Below are 24,825 nucleotides of genomic sequence, written 5' to 3'. Positions count from 1 at the left end.
CTTGTGGCTCCTCCTCTGTTTGCCCTTGCTGAGCCTTGCCGTCTCTCTTTGCATCGGACGCTTCGCCATTTCCATTCAGGAGGTCATGGCGATCTTCATCCCCACGGGTACAGATGTTGAAGCGGTCGCGAAAAGTGTGGTTCTCGGCATCCGCTTGCCGCGAGGGATTGCCGCATTGCTGGTTGGTGCCGGGCTCGCCGTCTCTGGAGCCGCCTTTCAGGGGCTTTTCCGCAACCCTCTGGTCGGGCCGAGCATTCTGGGTGTTGCGCAAGGAGCTGGCTTCGGGGCTGCGCTGGGACTTTTGATCGCCGATTCCTATTTTGTGGCCAATATTCTGGCCTTCCTGTTTGGCATCATCGCGGTTTCCATGGCCTGTTTTATCGGGTTGAAAAAGAGCAATAGCTCTTTGTTGATGCTGGTGCTGGCAGGGATTGTCATCGGAGCCGTCTTTACCGCTCTGATTTCGCTGGTCAAATATACGGCTGATCCCGAAGAGAAGCTGCCGACGATCGTTTATTGGCTGATGGGAGGTCTCTCGAGCGCCGGTTACAGGGATCTGCTCTTTGCCGGTCCTATTATCTGCATCGGCTCTGCGGTGCTGGTGGCGCTACGCTGGCGACTCAACGTTCTGGCGCTTGGTGAAGAGGCCGCCCGGTCGTTCGGTGAGGACACCCGTCTGTTGCGTTTTGCCATCATTGGCGCTGCCACCATCGTGACGTCTGCCTGCGTCGCCGTTGCAGGCATCGTCGGCTGGGTCGGATTGCTGGTACCACATATCGGACGCATGTTTCTTGGGCCCGACCATTCGGTTCTGCTGCCCGCTTCTCTGGGCATCGGGGCCTGCTACTTGCTGATCATTGATGTGATTGCACGTACCGCGACAACCGCAGAAATTCCGCTGAGCATCCTGACCGCCCTGGTCGGAGCCCCGTTTTTCGCCTGGCTTCTGGCAAGGACAGGGGGCAAGTGGTCATGACGGTCTGTGTGACAAAACTCGATTTTTCCTTCGGTCAGCAATGCATATTTCGCGATATCAGCTTTTCGCTCAAGGCTGGCGAGATCCTGAGCATTATTGGGCCCAATGGTGCCGGAAAAAGCACGCTGCTTCGCTGTCTCAACGGCTTGCTGACACCAGCAGCCGGAGATATCAGGATAGGGGCGCACAATATTTCCACGATGAGCCGTCAGCTGCTCGGCAAGACCATCGGGTATGTTCCTCAGCATAACGAAGATACCTTCGGCTTCACTGTTCTGGACATGGTGTTGATGGGGCGGGCAGCCCATATTGGCTTGTTTGGTGAACCCGGTGAACAGGACCGGGAGGTTGCCTTGTCCGCGCTCTCCCTTGTCGGACTGGAATCGCTCCGGGAGCGCAATTTCAATGAACTCAGCGGTGGGCAAGCGCAGTTGGTGATCATTGCAAGAGCGCTGGCAGCCGAACCGGATGTTCTGCTGCTGGATGAACCAACCTCCCATCTGGATATTTTCAATCAGGCACAAGTACTCAAAGTGCTGAAGTCTCTGAGTTGCGACCGCCGTCTGTCGGTGATCATGACAACTCATAATCCCGATCATGCCTTTCTTTTTTCCAGCAAGGCTCTGCTGATGCGCCCGGGGGGATCAGCCCTGTTTGGTCATCCGGACGAGGTGATGAATGCCGAGACCATCCGCGATATCTACGGCATCCATGTCAACATTGTCAGCTATAGCGCCCAAGCGCCTGCCTTGCGCACTGTCGTTCCCGACTGGCTTGGAATGACAGGCAAGCAACAGATTTCAAAATGAGTAAACAACCAACGGAATTAAATCATGACAGAACTTGTCGTTAATGATCGCCAAGGGCGCAAGATCCTGAAATTTCAGGATGCACTACAGTACCACGGGCGCTTTCATCGAGCCGGGGTCGCTCTTGGCTGGAAATTTCTGCAAGCCTCAATGCAGGCTCTGGAGATTGATGAGCTTCAACGGTTTCGAAGCAGCCTGATCGTCGGGGCCACTCCACCCGGTGTGGTTGACTGTCTGGAATTTGTCACGCGCGCCTTTTCCCGCCAGAGAGCTATCTTTGATCCCGGTTTCGGCTCGGGTGCCTGTAAGTGTTCCGGGATACTCAGTTTCTCCTTGCGCACAACCGCAGGCACCGTGACCGGTCATCTGCGTGACGGCGTGATCCCGGATGACTTCGCAGCAACCGCCAAGCGGATTGATGCCGGTCTCTGTCCTCCAGCAGAAGCGCTTGCCTGGCAGCAGCGTTCCGATGCGCTTGCCCAAAGCTTCATGGAGCAACGGGGGGAAGATCTCTACCAGTTTGACGTTGGTTCGGAGGCCATGGATCCCAAAGGTCAACCGGATGTCTTTGCCTTTACGCCTGACACATCCTCGCTTCAGGACTTGCGGGTCAGGGACGGAATTGGCGAGATCACGATTCCATTTCAGGGCATGATGGATTTTCACGACAAGGATCATTTTGCCGGCATCGTTCTGGCCCACAAATTGTTCACCTATCTGGTCTATCACTGCTGGCAGGGTGAAAGTCTCGATCGGGACGAGATCCATGTCCGCTGTGGCCTCAACCCTCCCGGATTGATTGATTGCTTCGAATATGTGTTGCGTGCCGGGTCGAGACGACGCTGTAGCAGCACCATTTCCGACATGTCCGCACCGAAATCTCCGTTCGGCAGCTTTTCTTTCCAGTTCAGCAGAGGAGATGACACGGTCAGCCTGCGCTTGAAGGACGGGCTTTTGCCTGAGGATTTCGCGAGCATTGGCAAGAAGGTCAATGCGGGTCTTGCGAGTGAGAAAGAAATTACACGCTGGAACACCTACAAATTTGAAATAGGCAAGGTGCTGATTGACATGAAATCCGAGGACATTCTTGATCGCATCGACTAGCGGCACGTTTGACATTTCGGATTATCAACCTGAATAACCCTCGACAAAGGAGGGTTGTTCAGGTTTTTGATGATACCCAACCGAATATCAGCTCTTTCGGCTTGATATTTTCATAAAGCATCCTCTAACAAGGCTGCCACTTTCCGCTCATGATGCAAGGTGGACGACCTCGGTCGCATTGCCCGCAATCAAGCGCTCCTTGCCTTTGTTTTTTCGTCCGTGTTTTTCGTAATTTGAATGAATCCTGCGCAGGGTCATCCGCCAAACAGGCGATTGATCGTGGCGCTGTTATGAAGCTCCATCGCTTCTCGTGCTCCGATAACATCCCGGTCCTTGATCGCAGACGCGATTTTGGCGTGTTCTTCGGCGACTTTTGTTCTTTCGTTCAACAAGACCCGACGCATTTTTCGGCTGAAATCATAGCTCATCCGAAACGGGACTTTCAGACTTCCAATGGCAGCAGAGAAAAAGGGGTTTCCAGAGGCAACAGCGATGGCACTGTGAAACGCGAAGTCTGCCTCGAATTGTTCATCCCCCGGCAACGCAAGGCAGTATTTTTCCAGAGCGGCTTCTATTCTGGCAAGCGACTTGGTTGAAACATTAACGGCCGCATCACCGGCTGCGGCGACCTCTATGACCTGTCGAAAACGCAAACAGGCCCGCAGGTCGACCATGGAATGGATGGACAGGGTGCTGAACGGGTTTGGTGCAATCGATGCGTCTTTGTTTGCGTTCTGCACGTAATTTCCAGACCCCCGTCTGGTGACGATGAGCCCTTCCTTTCTCAACTCGGCCAGAGCTGCCCTCAAGGTGCGCCGGGAAACCCCCAAACTGCGCGCCAAATGATCTTCCGGAGGAAGGCGGGATGCTTCGTCCCATTCCGGCTCCATCAGCAATTCCTTGAGGCGCTGGCAGGTTATCAGAACGAGCTGACTTACGGATTCCGTATTGTCGAAATTAGTATCAATTTGTTTCATTGTGAGCACAAAATCCACACTATTAGTGACATATTAGTCCATTATTGACATAAAAAGAGATTAATGTGAAGCTCCATTCAACACTCATAACATCGACGGAAGACCTAACGGAGGAAACGATATCGTTTCCCGTAACGGGCTTTTGTGTCCGGATTTTCCGTCGTTGCAAAACAATCGTCAAGACAGGTTTGCCTTGCCGGTCTCTGGTTCAAATGCACCGTTTCCTCGGAGCTATTGGCGGTGTCGAACACTCAACAACAAGAAATACGTACCATATTACAACAAGAGCATAGGAGTTAACTATGATGGATTTAGGAAGCGCAAAACGTCTGCTGCCTGAGAATCCGATGCAAGCCGGTTTACCGCCAAGCGAGGCCACTACGGACGCAATAGATCGAATTACCTTGTCCTTGATCAATCTGCCGCTCAAAACCCCGATAAGCGATGCCAAAGTCCTGACTGGTCGTCAGAAACCCTTGACAGCTGTGGCAATGCTATTTGCCGAAATCGAAAGCAGGGAAGGCCACAAGGGAATTGGTTTCAGCTATTCCAAACGTGCCGGTGGTCCCGGTCTTTATGCTCATGCCGTCGAAATCTGCGACAATCTGATTGGGGAAGATCCCAATGACATTGCGCGCATTTGGAACAAGCTCATCTGGGCTGGTGCTTCCGTTGGTCGATCTGGCCTTGCCACGCAGGCAATTGCCGCCTTTGATGTGGCCCTGTGGGACATGAAGGCAAAAAGAGCCAATTTGCCTCTTGCCAAATTGCTTGGTGCCCAACGGGATACCGTTCGGTGCTACAACACATCGGGCGGTTTCCTTTCCAGCCCCATCGAACAGGTTCTTGATAATATTTCTCAGTCCATCGAAGACGGTATTGGCGGGATCAAGATCAAAGTGGGGCAACCCGATCCGATGATTGATCTGCAACGGCTTTCGGCCATTCGCGCAAAGATTGGCGATAATTTTCCGCTTGCCGTCGACGCCAATCAGCAGTGGGACAGGACAACTGCAGCCCGTATTTGTCGAATTCTGGAACCACTCAACCTGTTCTGGATCGAGGAGCCGCTGGATGCATATGATGCCGAAGGCCACGCCGAGTTGGCAGCCATGCTGGATACCCCGATAGCCACCGGTGAAATGCTGACCAGCGTCACTGAACATCTGGAGCTGATCAACAACAAGGCTTGTGACTTCATTCAACCAGATGCCCCACGGGTAGGCGGCATTACACCATTTCTCAAGATCATGGCATTTGCCGATCAGAAGAACATGAGCTTGGCTCCCCATTTCGCAATGGAGATCCATTTGCATCTGGCTGCGGCCTACAATCATGATACATGGGTGGAGCATTTTGATTGGTTGCAACCTCTGTTCAACGAAGAACTTCAGATCAAGGATGGGCGGATGATCGTTCCCAATCGGCCGGGTCTGGGCTTCACTCTCACGGAACAGGCGCTCGCCTGGATCGAGCATCAAGAAACATTCACGGCCTCATCCTGACCAGCATCATTTAGCTCATCGAGAAATCGCGCGTTGTCACGTGTCTGGTAGGTAAAATCCAATTTTGGTCACAAGAGATCAATACATGAAGAGGAGGTTCGCACGGAGTAAAAACACGTCCAATCCTGAAATTGGCGGGCATTGGGAGGCCGCCAATCTAGCAACCGGAGTGCATCGTCTTTTCCATCTGTCGAGTTGGCCAACCGGCAAACCGTGAAATGCGTTGTAATCAATGGGTGGGAGCCCCCCCTTCCGCCCACGAATGGGAATTTGTTCACCTTGGCTTCAATAGCTTCAGGTAACTGATTATGGAGGAAAAATATCATGAAAGTCATGTCTACACTTTTTTGTGCTGCTGCGATCTCGGCCGCGTTCGCGATGAGTCCCGCTTATGCAGAATATCCTGAGAAACCGATTCAGATAGTAGTGCCTGTCGGAACCGGGGGAGACACGGACTTCAACGCTCGCGAGATGTCCAAATACTTGCAGAAGGAACTGGGAGTTGCCTTGCCGGTTGTCAATATCGCCGGGGCTGGTGGCACCATTGGTGCAAGACAGGTGATGTCGGCCAAACCAGATGGCTACAAGGTCATGTTCTACCATGCCGGATTGATGGTCAGCACCGCAACTGGCATTGCCGATTTTGGTTGGCGGGATTTTGAACTGGCAGCCATTGCCGGCAAGGAAGGCGGTACCGTTCTGCTTGTGCAGAAAGATGCTCCCTGGAAAACTATGGATGATCTGGCAGCTGCCATCAAGGCCGAGCCGCAATCCTTGAGCCTGACTGCAAATGTGGGTGCAACAACCTATCTGATCGCCAAGCTGCTTGACAAGAAGGGGCTGAAATTCAATTTGGTTGACGTCGGCGGCAGCAGCAAACGACTGACAGCTATTTTGGGTGGCAATGTTGATCTGTCACAGAACCCTTATGCTCAGGTCAAGGACTATCTCAAGAATGGCGAGCTTCGTGCCTTGGGAACCTTCACCGACGAGCGCATCAAAGCAGCGCCCGACATTCCTACGCTGAAGGAACAGGGATACGACATTGCCTTTCAGTTCAATTTCTACTTTGCCTTTCCAAAGGGAACTCCCAAGGAGATCGTAGACAAATTCGGTGCAGCCGTCATGAAGGTTGTCCAGAATCCTGATTATATTGCTGACATCAAGGCCTATGCTCAAGAACCGGTCGCGATGATTGGAGATGACGCCGTTGCTCGCATGGAGGAACTGGATGCGATCGTCAATATGGTTGACTTGAAATAGTGCGAAATTTGCCATCCGGACCGATGCTTCGTGCATGTCAGATCCGGGTGGCTTTTTACGCTAAGGAAACTAAAATGCAAAAAACATATCAGGACATAGCAACCGGGCTTCTGTTTCTCGTGCTTGGTGTGGCTTCATATCTTTACGCGCTCACAATACCCAGACGTATGCCCGTTGGAATTGACAGTGGTTTCTTGCCCGAACTTGTTTCACTGGCCATTATCCTTGTGAGCCTCCTTTATATCGGGTCTGCAATTCTTCTTTATCGTAAGGAAACCAGCAGAAGAACAGCTGCACGAGCTGCGACACCGCAGGGTGGGACAGAAGGGAAGAGCCAAGAGCTATCCTCGTCGGCTTCAGAAGACAATCCCAAGCGCCTGTTCATTTTTGCAGCAAATTTCGTGCTTCTCGTTGCATATGTTGGTGTCTTGCCCCTGCTTGGTTTCATCCTTAGCACAATCCCCTATCTGATGATGCAAATCCAGCTGCTTGGTGGAGAAAAGAAGCTTAAGTCTCTCGTGTTTAATGCTGTGTTCTCTGTGGTTACGAGTGTTTTGATCTGGATGATTTTTGTGAAAGGCTTCGGCCTCGTTCTGCCATCCGGGCTATGGGAGTAGGAACCATGTATTGGATTTCCGGAATAGAACAAATATTCACCGTTGGGCCGATGCTCACCATCCTCATTGGTGTCTTTACCGGTCTTATCTTTGGTTCGGTTCCCGGTCTCAGCGCAACCATGGCTGTTGCCCTGTGTTTGCCCATGACATTCGGAATGCCATCGCTCACGGCTCTGGTGCTGTTGATTTCCCTATATATCGGGGGCATTTCCGGTGGCCTTGTGTCTGCTATCATCATTGGCATTCCCGGCACGCCTTCTTCAATTGCAACGACGTTTGATGGCCATACCATGGCCAAGAATGGTCATGCAGGACGCGCTCTTGGTCTTGCCATCTTCTTCTCATTCATGGGCGGCATCTGGGGCTTTTTGATGCTGTTCTTCCTTGCTCCCCCTCTGGCTCGTTTCGCGCTCTCATTTGGCACATATGAGTATTTTTCGATTTCCGTCTTTGCCCTGTGTCTTGTTGCCGGGCTTGCGGGAAAAAGCATCATGCGGGGGATACTGGCTGCTCTGCTTGGGCTTCTGATAGCATTCGTGGGATTTGCTCCGACAGATGCGGTGCCTCGCTTTACATTTGGAATCTCGGAGCTTGATGGTGGCTTTTCGCTTCTGCCGGTCCTGTTGGGTCTGTTTGCTGTGACGGAGGTCATCACGGAAGCCCTCAAGTCTGGCAGGCAAAAAAAAATCGGCACCTGTCAGCCTGTCATCTCCACGCTTTCCCGGTGCCACCCTGAAGGATCTGGTCGATAACTGGTGGAACATGCTGCGATCCGCGATGATTGGGATCGGTGTTGGTCTGTTGCCCGGTATTGGTGCAAGTGCATCAAACCTTCTTGCCTACTCAGCCGCCCGCAGTGCCAGTCGTTATCCCGAGAAATTCGGTACAGGCATTCCAGACGGCATCATTGCCTCGGAGACGGCGAATAACGCCAATGTCGGGTCTGCCATGGTGCCATTGCTGGCGTTGGGCATACCGGGTGATTCCGTGACGGCAATGCTGCTTGGAGGCTTGATGATTCACGGCATTCAACCTGGCCCCATGCTGTTTACCGCGAATGGGCAGCTTGTCTATGCCCTGTTTGCGGCAATGATCGTGGCCAATATTGCAATGCTCGTCATCTCAATTCTGGGTATTCGGGTCTTTGTTCGCATTCTTTCGATTCCAAAGCCCCTTTTGCTATCGGTGATCATGATCACCTGCGTCGTGGGTGCCTTTGCGACCAACAACAGGATGTTCGATGTCTATGCATTGGTCGGATTCGGTATTTTGGGTTATGTGCTCTACAAACTCGATATTCCGTTTCCGCCACTTATCCTTGGCTTCATTCTTGGCCCGATCATCGAGGTCAATCTCAGGTCTGCCCTGATGTCGTCGCAAGGATCGGCCCTTCCGTTCTTTCAACGCCCGTTCTCTTTGGCGTTTCTCGGACTGGCCGCACTATACTTGTTGATCACGATCGTTCTTAGCGCTCGAGACGCCATGCACAGACGAAAATCGAGCAGCGAGGCTGCATACCTGCTTGAGCAGGAGAGATCAAAATGACGACCGGCCGGGGATATCCATGGGATGGCCCCGGCTCCGATTGCTTTGCCCCGCCTGTGGCCACTTGCTGTGTAACTGGCATCGCGTCGAATGTGGGCAGGCATGTGTCGCCAGACTGAAAGAATAGGTTCCGGGGGGTGTCTCCCGGAAACAGGTTTGAGGTGCCAAGCGTGCCGGATTGGACGCATCAACGGGATTTTGCCAGACTCTCTTCGATCTCGTTGACGATTTCCGAAACACTCTTGTCAATCGATACGGCGACGGCATTTTCGTCGTCTCCGGGCTCTTCCAAAGTGGACAGCTGGCTTTCCAGCAGGCTCGGTGGCATATAGTGGTCTTTGCGGGCGGACATGCGCTCGAACAACAGTTTCTTGCTCCCATACAGGAAGATATATAGAACCGGCCGGTCGATATGGTCGGAAAGATAGGTGCGATAGCTGCGCTTCAGTGCGGAACAGCCACATACTGCACTTCCTGCCTGGTCTGCTTTCTCGTTGATTGTGCTTGCAAGAATTTCAAACCAGGGCCAGCGATCCTCATCCTGCAAGGCAATGCCCTTCGACATCTTGTCGACATTGGCCTTGGGATGATAGTCGTCCGCATCAAGGAAAGGCAGGCCGTGTCTGGCTGCCAGTTCCGCTCCGACAGAAGACTTGCCGCAACCGCTGACGCCCATGACGATGATGACCGGCAGAGGGTCAGACCGAGACTGTGATACCGCCATCGACATAGAGAATGTGTCCGTTCACGAAGGATGAGCCTTCAGAGCTCAGGAAAATGCATGCTCCAACCAGTTCGGAGACATCGCCCCAACGCCCGGCAGGCGTCCGATTGCTCAACCAGTTGGTGAAGTCTTCGTCTGCAACCAGAGCCGATGTCAGTTCGGTCTTGAAGTAGCCCGGAGCCAGCCCGTTGACCTGCAATCCGTGGCGGGCCCAGTCTGTGGCCATGCCCTTGGTGAGGTTGGCAACGGCTCCCTTTGAGCCGGTATAAGGGGCAATCGAGGGACGTGCCAGTGCTGTTTGCACGGAGCAGATATTGACGATCTTGCCTTTGCCCCTCTCGATCATGTAGCGGGCGACCGCCTTGCTGACATAGAAGACGGAATTGACATTCAGCTTCATGAGGAAATCGAACTTGTCGGCTGGGAACTCTTCCAGCGGAGCGCGATATTGCATGCCCGCATTGTTGACCAGAATGTCGATCGGGCCAGTCTGCTGTTCGAATTCATCGATTTTGGCGGTAACAAGCTCCGGGTCGGTGACGTCAAAGGGCAGCATGTGAACGGTTGCTCCGATCAAGGCGAGTTTGCTGGCTGCATTATCGACGCGTTCGGGATCAATGTCGTTGATGATGACTTCTGCGCCGGCCTGCGCCAGCCCTTTGGCCAGTTCAAACCCGATGCCCTGTCCGGATCCGGTGACAAGAGCGCGTTTGCCCTTGAGCCCGAAAAGACTGTCTACATTCACGGTTTTTTCCTTTCCTCTGTTTAATTTTTAGAATTTTCTTGACGAATTTTGTGTTATCGATAACATTCTTCAGCAAAGGGGCTGATGTCAAGTGCAAAGTGATGTGCCCTGCATGAAATTTGGTGAATACGGGAGAATGAAAATGAAGTCGATTGTGTGTCATGGGCCACGAGACCTTCATGTTGAGGAAACGGAGATCTCCGCGGTTGGGCAAGAGGATGTGCTGATCGCCGTCGAGGCGGGTGGGATCTGTGGTTCCGACTTGCACTATTATCAGGATGGCGGTTTTGGTGCGGTTCGGATTCAGCATCCGATGATTCTGGGGCATGAGGTTTCGGGGCGGGTTCTGGAAACTGGAGGTGCGGTCACGAATGTTCGTGTCGGAGATCTGGTTGCTATCAATCCTAGCGTGCCTTGTGGCGAATGTGCTTACTGCAAGAAGGCAATGTATAACCATTGTCTCGACATGCGTTTCTACGGCAGTGCCATGAGGGTTCCGCATGTTCATGGGGCTTTTAGTCAACGGCTCGTGGCAAAGGGAAGCCAGTGTTTTGCTTTTCCTGAAGGTGCCAAGGCGTCGGATGCCGCATTCGCCGAGCCGTTCTCTGTCGCCTTGCATGCTGTCAGCAGAATTGGGCCGTTGATCGGCAAACGCGTTCTAGTGACCGGGGCTGGGCCGATCGGTGCACTTGTGGTGGTTGCTGCAAAGCTTCATGGTGCGTTGGAGGTCGTGTCGACCGACATTGCCGATGAGGCATTGGAGCGGGTGAGCCAACTGGGCGCGGACAAGGTTTTCAATGTTGGTCGTGGCGACAACCCGTTGGCCTCTTATGGTGAAAACAAGGGGTATTTCGATGCGGTGGTAGAGTGTTCGGGCAGTCAGGCCGCGATCCTCACGGCTCTTGATGTTGTTCGTCCGAAGGGGCGTATCGTCCAGCTGGCACTCGGGGGGGATGTAACCATTCCGCAGAATGCCATCGTGACCAAAGAGATTGAGTTGTGCGGCTCTTTCCGCTTCTTTGAAGACTTTGCCTGGGCGGTGGAACTGATCGGTTCCGGGCGCGTGGACTTGTCGCCTCTGCTTACAAAGGTGTTTCCTCTTGAAGAGGTGGTCGATGCGTTCGAGCTGGCTTCCGATCGCAAGAGGGCGATGAAGGTACAACTGAAATTCTGATGCAAGGGTGGCATAAATTTCACTTATGCCACCAAATAATATGGCTCTGGAATTGATATCGATAACATAACAATGACGTGTTTCTATCCAACAGAGCTGCGACTTGGAGAAGGTCCATGAAACAACGGGAAATTGGCATTATTGGTTTGGGCCCGATGGGGCAGAATCTGGCGCTGAATATTGCAGAAAAGGGGTTTGGAGTTGCTGTCTTCGATCCGTGGGAAAAGGCGTGTGGTGAGTTCCGCACCAAGCTCGAAGGCGAGCTTGATGGCAAATTGTCCGAGATGTTTTCGGTTGCCGAAGATCTTGACGGGTTTATCAATTCCCTTACCAAACCGCGCGTGATCCTGCTCATGGTCAAGGCTGGGGATCCCGTCGATGACCTGATCGGCAAGATTGCACCGTTTCTATCGCGCGGAGACGTGGTTATAGACGGTGGCAACTCGCACTATGAAGACACGATCCGACGCCAGACCAATCTGCACGAAATGGGGATTCACTTCATCGGGCTTGGTGTGTCGGGTGGATATGAAGGGGCGCGGCATGGTCCCTCGATGATGGCTGGCGGGGATGCTGCCGCATATCGTCTGATGCAGCCTGTTCTTGAGAAAATTGCCGCCAGCTATGACGGCCAGCCCTGTTGTGCCCATGTCGGCGAAGGCGGCGCAGGCCATTTCGTCAAGATGGTTCACAACGGCATTGAATATGCGATCATGCAGATCATCGCAGAGGCCTATATGGTGATGCGCGATGTCTATCATCTGGATAGCCGCTGGTGCAGTCGGATCTATTCTGACTGGAATGACAGCCAGTTGGGGTCCTATTTGATGGAAATTGCCGCCAAGGTTCTGGCTCGCCCTGATGATCTGAAGTCAAGCGGTTCTCTGGTGGAGGCCATTCTTGATGTTGCCGAGCAGAAGGGAACTGGTCGTTGGAGTGTCGAGGCTGCGCTCAAATATGGCATTCCGGCCACGATGATCAGCGAAGCGGTTTTTGCGCGGGCGATGGCTGCGCAGAAGGAGCAGCGGGTGATCGCTGCTTCTTGCCTGAAAGGGCCGGACAGCCAGACGGCTGTGGTTGACAGCCTTTCACTGAAATCCCTGCGCGATGCCGTGTTTGCCTCTGTCATCGTTGCCTATGCGCAGGGGTTTGCGTTGATCCGGGAAGCGAATGAGCAGGAAAAATGGGGTGTCCGGCTAGTGGACGTGGCCAAAGTCTGGCGCAGCGGATGCATTGTGCGATCCAAACTGCTCGATGTCATCGTCAAAGCCTTTGAGGCGGAACCCGATCTGGTCAATCTGGTCTGTTCGGATGGCATGTCCGACATGCTGGCGAAATGCCAGGTTGAATGGCGCAGCAATGCCCGGCTCTGTGCCGAGCATGGGATCGCTGTTCCGGTCATGTCTGCGGCATTGAGCTATTATGATGGCTATCGTAAGGAACGCTCGTCGGCCAATCTCATTCAGGGATTGCGAGACTGCTTTGGCGCTCATACCTACTGTCGGACAGACCGGGAAGGTGTGTTCCACACCGAATGGGAATAGCCCGTGCAGTCAGCACCCGTTTCAACCTGCTGGATTGGTTGAGAAATGTATGGCGCCGCAAGGGATTTGTGGCGCCATGCTGTTTCTTGGCACGAGAATCAAGGCTATAGATAGACATGCCTGCAAGTTGACGTCTCTTTGTCCGGTTCGCTTTTCGCCGGGATCCGTCCCAAAGAAGGAACAAATATCTGAATGAAGCCACCCAAACAGTTCTCAAAAGTGACCATGCGGGATGTGGCCGCCGCTGCGGGTTGCTCGACGATGACCGTATCCCGCGCCCTGCAAAAGGACGGGCGGGTCAGTGAAAAGACGCGCAAACATATCCTCAAGACGGTCCGGCAACTTGGTTATGTTCCCGATTTGACGGCTGGCAGTCTGTCTTCGAAGCGCTCCGGTTTTATCGCTCTGTTGCTGCCATCCCTCAACAACCAGCATCTTGCCGAAATGGTCCATGCCCTGACCGATGAGCTTGCCGAGGCAGACTTGCAGCTGTTGATCGGTCACACGAACTATCTTGCGCAAAAGGAAGAAGCGCTGATCGGAATGATGTTGAGGCGTCGGCCCGAGGCGCTCGTTATCTGTTATGACGGGCATACCGAACGTGCAGCCGACATGCTGAAAACGGTTTCCGTTCCGGTGATCGAGCTCTGGGAAGACCCTGAGGATCCCATTCAGCACACCGTGGGCTTCTCCAACTTCAAGGCTGCTCGTGACATGACACTGGCTTTGATTGAGCGGGGCTACCGCAAACTGAGCTTTCTGGGAGAGAGCAGTGATGATGGTACACGCGCCGGGGCGCGTCGCCGCGGCTTTCAGGCTGCCATGGTAGAGGCCGGTCTGGAAGGACATCGCGTGGTGCAACATGATGTCATGCCGATCAGCATTGAAGGAGCGAAACAGGCGTGCCAGACCATACTGGACGACTATCCAGAGACGGACTGTATTTTCTGTGTTTCAGATCCGGCTGCCTTTGGTGCCCTCAGCCTGCTGCAAGAGAAGGGTATCGCCGTGCCTGATGATATCGGATTGTGTGGATTTGGCAATTTTGAGATCTCCCGTTTCACTCACCCGCCGACCAGTACGGTTGGCGTGGATGCGTCAACGGTCGGTCGAAAGGCCGCCGAGCTGATTTTGCGCATTCTGGCCATGGATGAGGGGGAGGAAGATGACCAGCATCTCTCGGAACATATCCGATTGAGGCCGGAGCTGATGTTCCGGGCCTCTGTCAAGGAAACCGTCTGATGAACCGCTGACGGAACTGCTGTCAAGCATGGGGACGGGGCCGTGCCGAGAGCCCTGGGGCCTTGCACGATTGCAGTCTTGCTAGGCGAGCATTTCCGAAAGCGGGGTCAGGTTATGCCCTTCCTGAGATATGAGGTTTCGGATGTTCCGGGCCAGCGTGACAGATCCCGGCGTATCTCCATGAACCAGAATGGTGTGGATGGGGGTAGACAGACGCTTGCCGTTGATGCTGGTGATGGAACCATCATTGAGGAACTGACGAACCCGTTCGGTGACTGCCTGTGGTTCCTTGATGACAGCACCGGGAAGCCCCCGTTTTACCAGTATTCCGTTGTCATCATAGGCGCGATCCGCCAAGAAGACATTCGCGGTCTTGAACCCCTTTTTCTCCGCCGCTTTTGAGAATTCGGTATTGGCCAGGCACAGAAGGATGAGGTTCGGGTCAAAGGAATAGACCGCATTGACCAGCATTTCTGCCAGTTCCCGGTCAACGAATGCCATGTTGCCAAGGGCACCGTGAAAGTTCATGTGTGTCATCTTGTGTCCGGCGGCAATCGCAATGCCATAGAGAGCACCGAGCTGGTAGATCACATGCTTTTCAAGCTCTGCCAGATCCATGTGCATGGGATGGCGACCAAATCCCAGACGATCCGGAAAACCGACATGGGCGCCGATGTCGGCTTTGTTGGCCAGCGCCGAGCGGACGGTGCGGTCCATGATGACGGCGTCGCCCGCGTGATAGCCACAGGCGATGTTTGCCGATGTCACGATTTCAAGCAGGGCTTCGTCATCTCCGAGCCTGTAGGGGCCAAAGCCTTCGCCAAGGTCCGAGTTCAGATCGATTTTCATCACAATATCCTTTCTTTGCGCAATACGAATTGCTCGGCATGGGATGGGATAGGGCTATCGTTGGACTGTGTTACGGGACTGTTCTTCCGAAATGGTCAGGACTGCCGTTCCATACTCCACCCGCTGGTTCGCATGGGTCAGCTCCTTGTCAATGGTCCCCTCTTTGGGGGAAAGCAGGGGAACGATCAGGGGACCGCTCTTCAGATAGCCGAGCGTTTCCCCTTTGTGAACATGCTGTCCTACCCGGGGTGTGGTTCCATGGCGGTCCGGATGCTGCGGCAAAAATCTTGCGGCCATGATCGCCTTGACCTTCGTCTCGCCAGCATGGTCCTTTTCGATGCCTTCCCTGTTTCTGGTACCGTCCGGTTTCTTTGTCAGAACAACCCGCACAAGAACGTCATTTTGCTCGATGCTTAGTCCTCGCACATTTGCGTCCTTGGCCAGAGCGATGATCTGTTCGATCTCGTCCTGTGAAAGGTCGGTAGCAGAAACGTTCTTTTTCATTTCAGCAAGTCCCTGTAGGCCTTCGAGAGTGCACGAAGTTTGTCGAGGAAGCCGGTCATTTCCCTGTGAGCGGCCAGCGCTTCTTCATAGGTCGTCTTCTGGAAGCGTACCGGATTGCCGATTCGTGTCTGTGCCAGGCGCCACATGTCCGGTTCGATGACGGTGCCTATCTTGGGATATCCGCCAGAGGTCTGTGAATCTGCGGTCTGGATGATCGGAGCCCCGCCAGGTGGTACCTGAATGACACCGGGGACGATGCCGTGGGACCGCATCTCCAGTTTGTCTATCATCGAAAGGTTGGGGCCAGCCAGGCGATATCCTGCCCGGCTGCTCTGGGGCGTGATCTGCCATGGTGCCGATACGAGTGCGTCCAGAGAGGCATCGTCGAAATTGTCGTGCTCGGCGGCTGGCAGATAGCGCAGGATGGTGGCCGAATCCGCGGCGATGGAAGGAGCGCGTTCTGGTTTTGTCAGACCCAGATCAGGCGCGATTGCGCCAAAGCCGCCACGCGCGATTGGTGGCATGGGATCCGTTTGTGGTACCGTGTGGATGACGTCGCCACTCCGCAGCATTCGTCCCTCGACACCACCAAACGCGCAGCGCAGATAGGTGCTGCGGGAACCGAGCACCTCCGGCACATCAATGCCACCGGCAAGATGCACATAGGCAAAGGAGCCCGAATTGAGCTTGCTGAGCGAGAGGGTCTGCCCCTTTACGGCGTGAAACGCCCAGTTCGGGTTGATTTGCTGTCCGTCCAGCTCAATGGAACAGTCTGCCCCCGTGACTGCGATGTTGACGTTGGCGAGAATCTCGAATTTGATCGGGAACAGTGTGACCTCGATGGCCGCTGCCGAGCGGTTGTTGCCAAGCAGGGCGTTGCCCATTTCAAGTGCCAGTCGGTCCATCGCACCGCCGATGCTGACACCATGACGATAATTGTGATCACGGCCCAGATCCTGAATGGTGGACAATCCGATGGTATAGGCAATTCTGATCATGGGATGATCCTTTCAACTCTGAACCGAACCGTGTCTCCTGCGGACAACAGGGTCGGGTTTTCCTTGTGCGGGAAGAAGAATTCCACGTCGGTGTGCCCCAGCGTGTGCCAGCCGCTGGCACCGGGTGAAGCGGATACGGCGGTCTGCATTCCGCCGATCGAGACGGAACCGGCCGGGATGCTCAGCACCGGAACCTCGCGTCTTGGCACCCATATGCGCTTGTCCGTGATGCCCAGATAACCAAGGCCGGGGTGGGCTCCCAGGGCGAAGACCGCGTAGTCCCTGTTGGCATGCAGCGATACCAGTTCGTCGACGGACATATCGGTTAGCTTGGCGGCATCATCAAGGTGCGGGCCAAGTTCGCCACCGTAGGTGACCGGGATCTCGATGGTCTTGCCTTCGATCTTCCAGTCGGTGGCCTTTTCCCATGCGCCGAGCAGTTTCTTCTTGAGGCCTGTGGGGTCTTCGCAAGGGGTGGTGAAGGTCAACATCATATTGGTCATGCCGGGAATGGCTTCCTTGATGCCGTCCCAGCCTTGCACATCATTGGCCAGTGCCCAGATGCGCTTTTGGGTTGAAAGATCGAAGGCTCCTGGGGCTTCGAACAGCATGGCGGTTGTGCCAAGCAGACTTATGTTGGCTTGGTCTTTCGACTTGCTGAAAGCAGAGAGGCGGATGCTCATGTTTCAATTGACCTGTTTTGAATGAAGTGGATATCGACTGCGCCGCGTTGCACATCGGGGTCTCTGACGAGATCTCGCAGCAGCGGAAGGTTTGTTCGGACCCCTTCGACAATGATTTCTGAAAGCGCCTTGTCCATGCGGGCGAGCGCCTGATCTCTGTCGGAGGCATGAGTGATGATCTTTGCGATCAGCGAGTCATAATAGGGGGGAACCTTCTGGCCCGCTGAGATGTGGGTGTCGATTCGAAGCCAGTCATACTCGGGAATTTGCCAGTTCGAGATCGTTCCGGGACTGGGAACGAAGGTTTCCGAATCCTCGGCATTGAGGCGGCATTCAATGGCATGTCCAGACACTGGATCCTGCTGTTGCCTGAGCTTGAGCGTCTCGCCCTGAGCAACGAGAATCTGCGCCTGCACGAGATCGAGCCCAGAGGTCAACTCGGTAACCGGATGTTCGACCTGCAAGCGGGTGTTCATCTCGACGAAAAAGAACTCGGCATCCTCATAGAGAAACTCGAAAGTTCCCACGCCCCTGTAGCCAATGCGTTGGCAGGCTGCGACGCAGAGGTTGCCGATTTCCGCGATCTGGCTCCGATCGATGGCGACGGCTGGGGACTCTTCCATGACCTTCTGATTGCGACGCTGAAGCGAGCAGTCACGGTCTCCTACCCAGAAGGCATTGCCATGGTTGTCGCACAGAACCTGAATTTCCACATGTCTTGGTTTTTGCAGATATCGTTCCAAGTAGAGGGCAGGATCGCCAAAGGCGTTGCGGGCTTCCTCGCTGGTCAAGGTGATCGCCGAGGCCAGATTCTCAGGCTCCGTGACAACGCGCATACCGCGGCCTCCTCCGCCTGAAACCGCCTTGATCATTACGGGATAGCCAATGCTCTCGGCAATGGTGGCTATGGCGTCCGGATCGTCGGGCAGTCGTCCCTCTGAGCCCGGAATGCACGGAACACCGGCCTTCAGCATGGTTTGCTTGGCCATGATCTTGTCGCCCATGATCTCAATGGCACTGGGGGAGGGGCCGATAAAGACGAAACCGGCTTCTTCTGCGCACCGGGCGAAAGTGGCACTTTCCGAAAGAAAGCCGTATCCGGGATGGATGGCGTCGGCTTTGCTGCATTCCGCAGCAAACAGCAGAGCTGGAATGTTCAGATAGCTTCTGGATGCCGGAGCTGGACCGATGCATACCGCATCGTCTGCAAGCTGGACGAAGTCGGCCATGCTGTCCGCTGTCGAGTGGGCGACAATAGACTGGATACCCAGCGAGCGGCTGGCCCTGATGATGCGAACCGCGATTTCGCCTCTGTTGGCTATAAGGATACGCTTGAAACTCATTCCGCGCTCAATGCAAACAAGGGTTGGTTGGCAACAACGTCCGCGTCATCTTCAATCATGATACGCGTGATCGTTCCTGCACGGGGGGCCGTTACGGCGTGCAACATCTTCATGGATTCAATCATGCCCAGGGTGTCTCCTTCGGAGACTTTCGTTCCCGCAGACACAAAAGGCGGCAGTGCCGGTGATGCCGAAGCGTGAAAAAGGCCATACAAGGGTGACTGGATGACTGTTTCGGAGGAAGAATGCGCATGGAGGGAAATGCACTCTTCCTCCGAGTCATGCCGGCTTTCGACTGGTGCCAGGGAAGATGAACCGTCGGCAGGACTTATCGCCGATCGATCAAGGGAAACCTTCACGTGAAAGTCGCCCTGTCTGATTTCCAGTTCAGCTATTTGAGGGTCAGACGCCAAAGTCAGAAGGCGTTTCAGTCTTGCCAGATCGATCATCGGAAGCCTTTTCTTGTATGGCCTTTTCTCCGGGAGGGACTAGTCGTCGAAAGTGCAACCCTTGCCGAGCGCCCTTTTGTCCATTCCAACGGCTTCAAGAAGATTGGTGCCTTGCTTGAGCTGTTCCATCAGTTTGGCCTCGGCGTCATCGCGGGCGCGAGATTCCTTGGCAACCCATCCGGCGTCTTCAGGACGCACAACGACCAGACCGTCGTCGTCGCCAACGATGATATCGCCCGGATTGATGATTTCACCGCCAAACGAGACCGGTTTGTTGATATAGCCAAGGGTCTCCTTGACCGTGCCCTTGATGCAAAGGCCCGGGCTGAATACCGAGAAACCGTTGTTGTGCAGGGCCGGTCCGTCGCGGACGCCACTGTCTGTGACCAGACCGGCAATGCCGCGGGCCTGGCACCAGGTGCCGAGCACTTCGCCAAAGCAGCCCTGTTCGCTGGAGCCGTCGGTTGCAAACACCAGTACGTCGCCGGGTTTGGCGATGCTGATGGCGAGCTGCAACATCATGTTGTCGCCGGGATGGGATTTGATTGTGATGGCCGGGCCACAGACGGTCATGCCGTTGTAGATCGGTTTGATCCGTGATGACAAAGCACCCTTGCGCCCTTGGGCTTCATGCAGGGTAGCGGGCGTGAACTGGGCAATTGCCTTGATGTCTGCGGCATCCGGGCGCTTGATGTTTTTGATCACGTGCACCATTTAGACGTCCTTTCCGTTGAAAAATCTCACGCAAAGGGTAGGTCGAAATGTCGCCATCCGACCAACACTAATCAAAAATGGGGTGATCAATTCGCCTTATGGAACCTACTGGGGTGGTCGCACGCCGGGCCATTGATTGGAGGCAATCAGTTCTCGCACCAGCTTGAACAGAATGTCGTGAACGGCCATGGCCGGTTCGGATAACGGGATGGAATCGGACACGCAGATAGAGATCGAGGCCTCGATCTTTGGTTCCTTGAGGGGGAGGAGGATCAACTGCTTGAAGTCGGTCATTCGGCTTGCCGCCGACCAGGGCAGGATGGTGGAGCCCATGCCCTCGGAAATAGCCATTCCCAGGGTTTCCATCGATTCAATCTCGGCGACGATACGGGGAGAGATCTGAACCTTTTCAAAGGCGGCATCCACCAGCGAGCGCAGCAGATGAATCTTGCTGGGTAACAGAAGAGGGACATTCTCGATTGACTTGACCGAGATCTCGGTCGCTCCGTCCTTGGCGTTCAGAAGGGAGCGGTGTGAAATCAGGAACAGTTCTTCGACGGCGACCTGTTGGAAATTGACGCCCCGCATCATGCCCGGATCGTAGATCAGCGCCAGATCCATACGGCCATTCATGACAAGTTCGCTGAAGATGCTGCCAAAGTTGTCGTTGATGTGCAGCGTGATTTCTGGATATTTGCGCTTCACTTCCTTGAGCAGCGACAGCGACAGGGTCGAGGTCGTGCTATAGGGGGCAAGACCCACGGACACACTGCCCGAGATGATCTTGGCAGCGGCAGAGACGTCGGCATTCATGAATTCGAGCTGCTTGAGGATGATCTGCGCATGGCGGTAGAGCGCCTTGCCTGCCTCGGTCGGAGTGACGCCGTGGCGGCTGCGAATGACCAGCTGCTGCTTGAAATGCGCCTCAAGGCCGATCAAGTGCTGACTGAGTGCCGGTTGAGCAATGTTGAGAGCATCCGCTGCCCGAGTGAGGCTGCCCTTGTCTATTATCTTCAGGAAATAGCTCAACCGTTTGGTATCCATCGATATCCTTTCTGGCAATAAACACCCGGCACCAAGTAACGTGTCACTTCATGGCTCTGGGGTCAAGAATTTGGCCATTTAGCCGCCCTTCGAACAAGCATACACGGATCAGCGCAAATTGAAATATATCCGAATCTTTTATGGGTAGAATGAAATATTCTTTTTCACACGATTGCGTCCGATCTACGATTTCTTAAAACACCAATTTCTAACGAGGTCAGGATGGCATTTTCAGATTATAAAGTTGCGTTGGTTACCGGTGCGTCCGGCGGTATCGGTGGGGCCATTGCAGAGCGGTTTGCGAAAGAAGGATTGACCGTTCATGCTATCGGGCGCAATAAGGCGAAACTCGAAGAACTGGCCAGCCGCTGCGGCTGCGTGCCCCATGCCATCGATATTTCGGATACGGTTTCCTACCGTGAGCTGGTCGCCTCGCTTGATGTCGACGTGATGGTCAACAATGCAGGCATCGATCACAGCGGCAGCATCCATACTCTTGCCCCCGAACAGATCGACGCTCAGGTTGACATCAACTTCCGGGCCGTTCTGCACGGCATTTCCGCTGCGCTTCCGGGAATGATCGAACGCGACCGTGGTCATGTCATCAACATGACCTCGATTGCTGCCGCCTATTCGTTCCCAAGCAACACGATTTACCATGCAACCAAGGCTGGCGTGCGGTCCCTGACCAACAATTTGCGCCACGACGTCTATGGCAAGCGGATCCGCGTGACAGAGCTTTGTCCTGCGCGAGTGGCTACCGAGATATTCGGCAAGGTACACGGTAATCCCGAACAAACACAGAAGGACTTCGTGGACGGATACGAGATCTTGCAGCCGGAAGACATCTCTGACGCGGTTGCCAACGCGGTTGCCGCGCCGTCCCATGTCAATGTCAGTTATATCGAAGTGTTCTCGACCTTCCAGGTGGAAGGAGGCCTGAGGTTCGAGCGCTTTACATCGAAATAGAGGAGACGGGACCCGGATGATTACTGTCGGGTCCGGGAGGATTTAAATCAGGAGGAGCAATAATGATGAACAATAAAAATACCAGCAATCACCTTAAAAAAAATGAGGGAGCTACTATGCTAAAAACTATCAAAAATATAGCGTATGGTGCAGTCGCCATCTTGGCAGTTGCAGCATTCGCACCAGTTTCTGCGTCTCATGCGGCGACATTCGATCTCTCGGAAGTCATGCCCGAATCCAACTTCGGAACCCAGAATGTGAAGAAATTCGCCGATGAGGTCCGCTCGGCAACCGATGGACGTGTCAACATCCAGGTTCATGCCGGTGGCGCTCTTGGCTTCAAGGGTCCCGAGCATCTGCGTGCCGTTCGTGACGGTCTGGTTCCGATGGCTGATGTTCTTGGCAGTCAGCAGATTGGTGATGAAGCTCTGTTCGGACTGGAAAATGTTCCGTTCCTGGTTTCCTCCATGGATGACCTGCATGTTCTGCACAAATACTGGCGCCCTGAAATCGAAAAAGTTGCCACCAAGTATAATCAGAAATTCCTTTTCTACGTACCGTCTCCGAAACAGTACATGTACTTGAAAATCAAGGCTGATTCTGTTGATCAGCTGCTTGGTATCAAAATCCGCGGTGCAGACAAGACCACGGTCGATACCATGAAAGCGATCGGCATGGCTGGCGTTCAGATCCCATGGGGTGAGTTGATCCCGGCTCTGGCATCGGGGCGTGTTGATGGCGTCGCGACCTCTGCAACGTCTGGCGTTGATGGCAAATTCTGGGAATTCCTGAAATATATCTATCCGTCCAACCACACCTGGGGCAGCAACATCGTGTCCATCAATCTGGATGCATGGAACAAGATCTCGGCTGAAGACCAGAAAACGGTCATGGACATTGCAACCAAACTGGAGCCAAGCTTCTGGGATGTCGCTCGTGACAAAGATCTGGAAAGCGTTGCCACCATGCAGGAACACGGTATGGACATTGTCAAGATTTCTCCTGCCATGTTCGCTGAAATGCAGGCAAAGGCAAAAGGTCTTCTGAATGAGTATCTGGCTCGCGTGCCTGAAGCCGGACCGATTGTTGATGCATATCTGGCAGAGCTCGGGAGAGACTGAGCATGTCGAAACCGGAAACACGCTCTACTGAAGCAACGGTTCCGGGACTATTCTCCTTCTATGTGCGGGTCGTTCACTGGCTCGCCATAGTTGGAGGAGTTCTCGCAACTCTCTGTCTGGTCACCCTGACTTTCCTTGTCTTTGCGGAAGTCATTCTCTCTGCCTGGACAAAACTCTTTCCGGGCGCTCATGCAGACATTCCTGTTGCCTGGGAATATAGCGGTTACCTGATGGGTGCGGCTTTCATGCTCGGTTCCTCCATCACCATGCGTGCTGGTGGACATGTAAGGGTAACGGCGCTTATCGGCATGCTTACGCCCAAGGTACGACACGCGGTGGAGTGCTTTACCACAGCTGTCGGAATGCTGTTTTCGGGTTTCCTGTCTTATGCGCTGCTAATGGCTGCCTACAGATCCTTCCTTGACGGGAACGTGTCTTTCGCCAGCTACACTCCGCTCTGGATCCCGCAGACTGCCATTGCCGTCGGGGCATCGTTTCTGACGCTGGCCCTGATCGAACGACTGATCCGTTGCTTCCTCGGACTTGAGCTCGAGATCCACGGTCTGAAAGTCGTCTCCACGAGCGATCTGGATATCACGAAGGACTGATTTCATGAGTCTCATAATAACAACTCTGCTCGTATCCCTGCTGGTGGTTCTTGGTTCGGGAATCTGGGTCGGGCTTTCCCTCATGGGCACCGGCGTGACCGTCATTTCGCTGTTTCGCGATATCCCGATCGATAAACTTCTGCCACAGTATGTATTCAATATCCTGACGACGAGCGAGCTTGTTGCTCTCCCCCTGTTCGTCATCATGGGTGAATTTCTCTTTCGTACCAAGCTGTCTCGTTCTCTGTTCAACGGGTTGGCTCCCTGGATGGGGTTGCTTCCCGGAAGACTGCTGCATGTCAATATTGTTGGATGCTCCATTTTTGCCGCGATCTCGGGTTCGTCCGCAGCGACCACCCAGGTTGTGGGCCGTATCTCCCTGACCGAACTTCTGCGTCGTGGCTATTCGCGTGACATCGCCATCGGCAGCCTTGCCGGCGCTGGCACGCTGGGCTTTCTCATCCCGCCGAGCACCGTGATGATCATCTATGGTGTTCTTGCGGAAGAATCCGTGTTGCGGCTTTTCACCGCCGGTTTTCTGCCCGGTATTCTGATGGCCATGCTGTTCATGGCAACCATCATGATACGCACAACGATCAACAAGGATGCAATCCCGGAATCCGAGAAGCAACTGCGCCATGTCTCCATGTCCGAACGGTTCATGGCACTTAAGGAACTGGCTCCGGCGCTCTTTCTGATCCTGGTTGTTCTGGGGTCCATGTATGGCGGGCTTGCAACACCATCGGAAGCCGCTGCCGTTGGGGTGTTTGGTGCCGTGTTGGTGGCTGCCTTGCAAGGTGGGCTCAGTGTCAAGGCCGTGCGGGATGTTGCGCTCAGCTCGATGCAGACCTGTAGCATGATCGGCCTGATCATTGTCGGGGCAACCATTCTGGGCAACGTCACCTCGTTCCTGGGCATTCCATCCTTTATGGCCAGCTTCGTCTCCGAACTTCAGCTTTCCCCCTATATGCTGATTTTCGTTCTGACGTGCGTCTATCTGCTGCTGGGATGCTTTCTCGAAGGCTTCTCGATGATTGTGACGACCTTGCCCGTCGTGCTGCCTCTGGTAACAGCGGCAGGGTTTGACAAGATCTGGTTTGGCGTCTTTCTCGTCATCGTCGTCGAACTTGCTCAGATCACACCGCCCGTCGGCTTCAATCTCTTTATCATTCAAGGTGTTACCGGGGACGGGATTGGTTACATTACCCGCGTTACCCTGCCATTTGTCGCCTTGATGCTTGCCTACATCGCATTTCTTGCCGCGTTCCCGGAATTCGTAACGTGGCTGCCAACTGTCCTGTACGGTTGATAGAGACAA

The 24,825-nt window shown here is 54.2% G+C and carries 26 protein-coding genes; 15 read left to right on the top strand and 11 right to left on the bottom strand.

Features of this window, described 5'->3' with window-relative positions:
* Position 1: 1 nt before the first annotated feature.
* The 3 genes from ACHZB8_RS21440 to ACHZB8_RS21430 are packed head-to-tail and all read left to right on the top strand — an operon-like array spanning position 2 to position 2,889.
* A complete protein-coding gene (locus ACHZB8_RS21440; protein WP_316863300.1) occupies positions 2–976 on the top strand; it encodes an iron ABC transporter permease in 975 nt (324 codons plus the stop codon).
* A complete protein-coding gene (locus ACHZB8_RS21435) occupies positions 973–1,785 on the top strand; it encodes an ABC transporter ATP-binding protein (RefSeq protein ID WP_316863298.1) in 813 nt (270 codons plus the stop codon). Before ACHZB8_RS21440 ends, ACHZB8_RS21435 begins: the two co-directional genes overlap by 4 nt.
* 24 nt (positions 1,786–1,809) lie before the next feature.
* Complete coding sequence (locus tag ACHZB8_RS21430; protein ID WP_316863297.1) at positions 1,810–2,889, top strand: hypothetical protein; 1,080 nt, start codon at positions 1,810–1,812, stop codon at positions 2,887–2,889.
* 254 nt (positions 2,890–3,143) lie between these two features.
* Here the strand turns inward: ACHZB8_RS21430 and ACHZB8_RS21425 are convergent, their stop codons facing one another.
* On the bottom strand, positions 3,144–3,866 hold the full coding sequence (locus ACHZB8_RS21425; protein WP_316863296.1) for an FCD domain-containing protein: 723 nt from the start codon (positions 3,864–3,866) through the stop codon (positions 3,144–3,146).
* A 305-nt stretch (positions 3,867–4,171) separates the two neighbouring features.
* Here ACHZB8_RS21425 and ACHZB8_RS21420 point away from each other — a divergent pair, with 305 nt between their 5' ends.
* From ACHZB8_RS21420 to ACHZB8_RS21400, 5 genes are all read left to right on the top strand, one after another.
* Complete coding sequence (locus ACHZB8_RS21420; RefSeq protein WP_394706245.1) at positions 4,172–5,371, top strand: mandelate racemase/muconate lactonizing enzyme family protein; 1,200 nt, start codon at positions 4,172–4,174, stop codon at positions 5,369–5,371.
* 324 nt (positions 5,372–5,695) lie between these two features.
* On the top strand, positions 5,696–6,634 hold the full coding sequence (locus ACHZB8_RS21415; protein ID WP_316863295.1) for a tripartite tricarboxylate transporter substrate binding protein: 939 nt from the start codon (positions 5,696–5,698) through the stop codon (positions 6,632–6,634).
* A 74-nt stretch (positions 6,635–6,708) separates the two neighbouring features.
* Positions 6,709–7,251, top strand: a complete 543-nt coding sequence (locus tag ACHZB8_RS21410) for a tripartite tricarboxylate transporter TctB family protein (protein WP_316863294.1) — start codon at positions 6,709–6,711, stop codon at positions 7,249–7,251.
* Between the two features lie 5 nt (positions 7,252–7,256).
* Entirely contained in the window at positions 7,257–8,003 is a 747-nt protein-coding gene (locus tag ACHZB8_RS21405; protein WP_316863293.1) for a tripartite tricarboxylate transporter permease, read from the top strand.
* Positions 8,004–8,028: 25 nt separating this feature from the next.
* Positions 8,029–8,796 carry a tripartite tricarboxylate transporter permease gene (locus tag ACHZB8_RS21400; protein ID WP_394706236.1) on the top strand — a complete coding sequence of 256 codons (768 nt, stop codon included), beginning with the start codon at positions 8,029–8,031 and terminating at the stop codon, positions 8,794–8,796.
* Positions 8,797–8,983: 187 nt separating this feature from the next.
* Here ACHZB8_RS21400 and ACHZB8_RS21395 read toward each other — a convergent pair whose 3' ends face one another.
* Together ACHZB8_RS21395 and ACHZB8_RS21390 are read right to left on the bottom strand one after the other, a co-directional pair.
* Positions 8,984–9,526: a gluconokinase gene (locus ACHZB8_RS21395; RefSeq protein WP_316863291.1), complete on the bottom strand. Its 543-nt coding sequence runs from the start codon at positions 9,524–9,526 to the stop codon at positions 8,984–8,986.
* Complete coding sequence (locus tag ACHZB8_RS21390; RefSeq protein ID WP_316863290.1) at positions 9,495–10,265, bottom strand: SDR family oxidoreductase; 771 nt, start codon at positions 10,263–10,265, stop codon at positions 9,495–9,497. Before ACHZB8_RS21390 ends, ACHZB8_RS21395 begins: the two co-directional genes overlap by 32 nt.
* Positions 10,266–10,407: 142 nt before the next feature.
* Between ACHZB8_RS21390 and ACHZB8_RS21385 the strand changes: the two genes are divergently transcribed.
* From ACHZB8_RS21385 to ACHZB8_RS21375, 3 genes are all read left to right on the top strand, one after another.
* Entirely contained in the window at positions 10,408–11,439 is a 1,032-nt protein-coding gene (locus ACHZB8_RS21385; RefSeq protein WP_316863289.1) for an L-idonate 5-dehydrogenase, read from the top strand.
* 116 nt (positions 11,440–11,555) lie between these two features.
* Positions 11,556–12,983, top strand: coding sequence for an NADP-dependent phosphogluconate dehydrogenase (gndA, locus tag ACHZB8_RS21380; RefSeq protein WP_316863288.1), 1,428 nt, complete (start codon positions 11,556–11,558; stop codon positions 12,981–12,983).
* A gap of 192 nt (positions 12,984–13,175) precedes the next feature.
* Positions 13,176–14,225: a LacI family DNA-binding transcriptional regulator gene (locus tag ACHZB8_RS21375; RefSeq protein ID WP_316863287.1), complete on the top strand. Its 1,050-nt coding sequence runs from the start codon at positions 13,176–13,178 to the stop codon at positions 14,223–14,225.
* 81 nt (positions 14,226–14,306) lie between these two features.
* On the opposite strand, the gene ACHZB8_RS21370 is transcribed toward ACHZB8_RS21375, so the two are convergent.
* The 8 genes from ACHZB8_RS21370 to nac form a co-directional block, all read right to left on the bottom strand.
* On the bottom strand, positions 14,307–15,074 hold the full coding sequence (locus ACHZB8_RS21370; protein WP_316863286.1) for a 5-oxoprolinase subunit PxpA: 768 nt from the start codon (positions 15,072–15,074) through the stop codon (positions 14,307–14,309).
* Between the two features lie 54 nt (positions 15,075–15,128).
* Complete coding sequence (locus ACHZB8_RS21365) at positions 15,129–15,578, bottom strand: hypothetical protein (protein WP_316863284.1); 450 nt, start codon at positions 15,576–15,578, stop codon at positions 15,129–15,131.
* Entirely contained in the window at positions 15,575–16,576 is a 1,002-nt protein-coding gene (locus tag ACHZB8_RS21360; RefSeq protein ID WP_316863283.1) for a biotin-dependent carboxyltransferase family protein, read from the bottom strand. Before ACHZB8_RS21360 ends, ACHZB8_RS21365 begins: the two co-directional genes overlap by 4 nt.
* The gene (gene pxpB / locus ACHZB8_RS21355) at positions 16,573–17,259 is read right to left on the bottom strand and encodes a 5-oxoprolinase subunit PxpB (RefSeq protein ID WP_316863282.1); all 687 of its coding nucleotides are present in this window, start codon (positions 17,257–17,259) and stop codon (positions 16,573–16,575) included. Before pxpB ends, ACHZB8_RS21360 begins: the two co-directional genes overlap by 4 nt.
* The gene (locus ACHZB8_RS21350) at positions 17,256–18,602 is read right to left on the bottom strand and encodes an acetyl-CoA carboxylase biotin carboxylase subunit (protein WP_316863281.1); all 1,347 of its coding nucleotides are present in this window, start codon (positions 18,600–18,602) and stop codon (positions 17,256–17,258) included. Before ACHZB8_RS21350 ends, pxpB begins: the two co-directional genes overlap by 4 nt.
* On the bottom strand, positions 18,599–19,051 hold the full coding sequence (locus ACHZB8_RS21345) for a biotin/lipoyl-containing protein (protein ID WP_316863279.1): 453 nt from the start codon (positions 19,049–19,051) through the stop codon (positions 18,599–18,601). Before ACHZB8_RS21345 ends, ACHZB8_RS21350 begins: the two co-directional genes overlap by 4 nt.
* Positions 19,052–19,090: 39 nt before the next feature.
* Positions 19,091–19,765 carry a 4-carboxy-4-hydroxy-2-oxoadipate aldolase/oxaloacetate decarboxylase gene (locus ACHZB8_RS21340; protein ID WP_316863278.1) on the bottom strand — a complete coding sequence of 225 codons (675 nt, stop codon included), beginning with the start codon at positions 19,763–19,765 and terminating at the stop codon, positions 19,091–19,093.
* Between the two features lie 105 nt (positions 19,766–19,870).
* The gene (gene nac, locus ACHZB8_RS21335; RefSeq protein WP_316863276.1) at positions 19,871–20,809 is read right to left on the bottom strand and encodes a nitrogen assimilation transcriptional regulator NAC; all 939 of its coding nucleotides are present in this window, start codon (positions 20,807–20,809) and stop codon (positions 19,871–19,873) included.
* Positions 20,810–21,031: 222 nt separating this feature from the next.
* On the opposite strand from nac, the gene ACHZB8_RS21330 reads away from it, so the two are divergent.
* The 4 genes from ACHZB8_RS21330 to ACHZB8_RS21315 all read left to right on the top strand — a co-directional run bounded on the left by ACHZB8_RS21330 (position 21,032) and on the right by ACHZB8_RS21315 (position 24,816).
* Complete coding sequence (locus tag ACHZB8_RS21330) at positions 21,032–21,778, top strand: SDR family oxidoreductase (RefSeq protein WP_316863275.1); 747 nt, start codon at positions 21,032–21,034, stop codon at positions 21,776–21,778.
* Between the two features lie 116 nt (positions 21,779–21,894).
* Complete coding sequence (locus ACHZB8_RS21325; protein ID WP_316863273.1) at positions 21,895–22,899, top strand: TRAP transporter substrate-binding protein; 1,005 nt, start codon at positions 21,895–21,897, stop codon at positions 22,897–22,899.
* A gap of 2 nt (positions 22,900–22,901) precedes the next feature.
* Complete coding sequence (locus tag ACHZB8_RS21320; protein WP_316863271.1) at positions 22,902–23,507, top strand: TRAP transporter small permease; 606 nt, start codon at positions 22,902–22,904, stop codon at positions 23,505–23,507.
* A gap of 4 nt (positions 23,508–23,511) precedes the next feature.
* Positions 23,512–24,816, top strand: a complete 1,305-nt coding sequence (locus ACHZB8_RS21315; RefSeq protein ID WP_316863268.1) for a TRAP transporter large permease subunit — start codon at positions 23,512–23,514, stop codon at positions 24,814–24,816.
* Positions 24,817–24,825 lie beyond the last annotated feature (9 nt).

The organism is uncultured Cohaesibacter sp. (assembly GCF_963556055.3).
Lineage (GTDB): Bacteria > Pseudomonadota > Alphaproteobacteria > Rhizobiales > Cohaesibacteraceae > Cohaesibacter.
The sequence above is the reverse complement of the archived record's forward strand: the minus strand, read 5'-3'. Positions and strand labels throughout refer to the sequence as shown.